Annotated in this window: 2 protein-coding genes; both read left to right on the forward strand. The window is 61.4% G+C overall.

Annotated elements, in window-relative coordinates:
* Position 1 precedes the first annotated feature (1 nt).
* On the forward strand, positions 2–529 hold the full coding sequence (rpoE, locus tag AC1DYX_RS31570) for an RNA polymerase sigma factor RpoE (RefSeq protein ID WP_477266209.1): 528 nt from the start codon (positions 2–4) through the stop codon (positions 527–529).
* Between the two features lie 100 nt (positions 530–629).
* Positions 630–865: RseA family anti-sigma factor (locus AC1DYX_RS31575; protein ID WP_477266211.1), on the forward strand; the 236-nt coding region annotated here is incomplete at its 3' end.

An 865-nucleotide genomic window follows, 5' to 3' on the forward strand; every position in this document is an offset into this window, starting at 1 on the left:
GCTGGTGGCGAAATACCAGCGCCGCCTGATGCGCCTGGTGTCGCGCCTCGTGCACGATCCGGCCGAGGCGGAAGATGTCGTGCAGGAGACCTTTATCAAGGCATTCCGGGCACTGCGCCATTTTCGGGGCGATTCCGCGTTTTATACGTGGCTATATCGAATAGGAATCAATACAGCAAAGAATTTTCTGGTTACGCAAGGCAGACGGGCGCCGACTTCGACGGAAGCCGATGCCGAACGTGCGGAAGGATTTGACGACGCGGATAGCTTGCGAGACATTAATACACCGGAATCGGTGTTGGCGAGCAAGCAGATCGCTTATACCGTGAATGCGGCGATGGAGGCATTGCCGCTGGAATTACGGACGGCGATCGTCCTGCGCGAAATCGAAGGTTTGAGCTACGAGGAAATCTCCGAAGTGATGGCGTGTCCAATCGGTACGGTGCGGAGCCGGATTTTCCGGGCGCGCGAAGTCATCGCCGAGAAATTGCGGCCTTTGCTCGATGTCTCGGCGGACAAGCGTCGGTAGGTAGCGATGATCGTGGGCGTCCCGGCGGTCCGGCGTACCGGCCGACCGGAATTCCCGATAATGGAGACAACGGATCACACACCGGCGTGATGGAACGACGATGGATACGAACAAGAAAAACCGCGAACTCATCTCGGCGTTGAGCGACGGCGAGATCCCGGATGCCGACCAGGAACTGGCGCTTGCCGCCCTGGGCAGTCCGGACGGCCAGCAGGCCTGGGAGGTGTTTTATCATATCGGCGACGTGCTGCGCGCGGCGCCCGCGCCCGACCTGTCGCCCGGCTTTGCCGAACGGCTCGCCGCGCGTCTGGCGGCCGAGCCGCTGCCGGGCAAGCG

The sequence above is a fragment of the Massilia sp. P2_C2 genome (assembly GCF_056404615.1).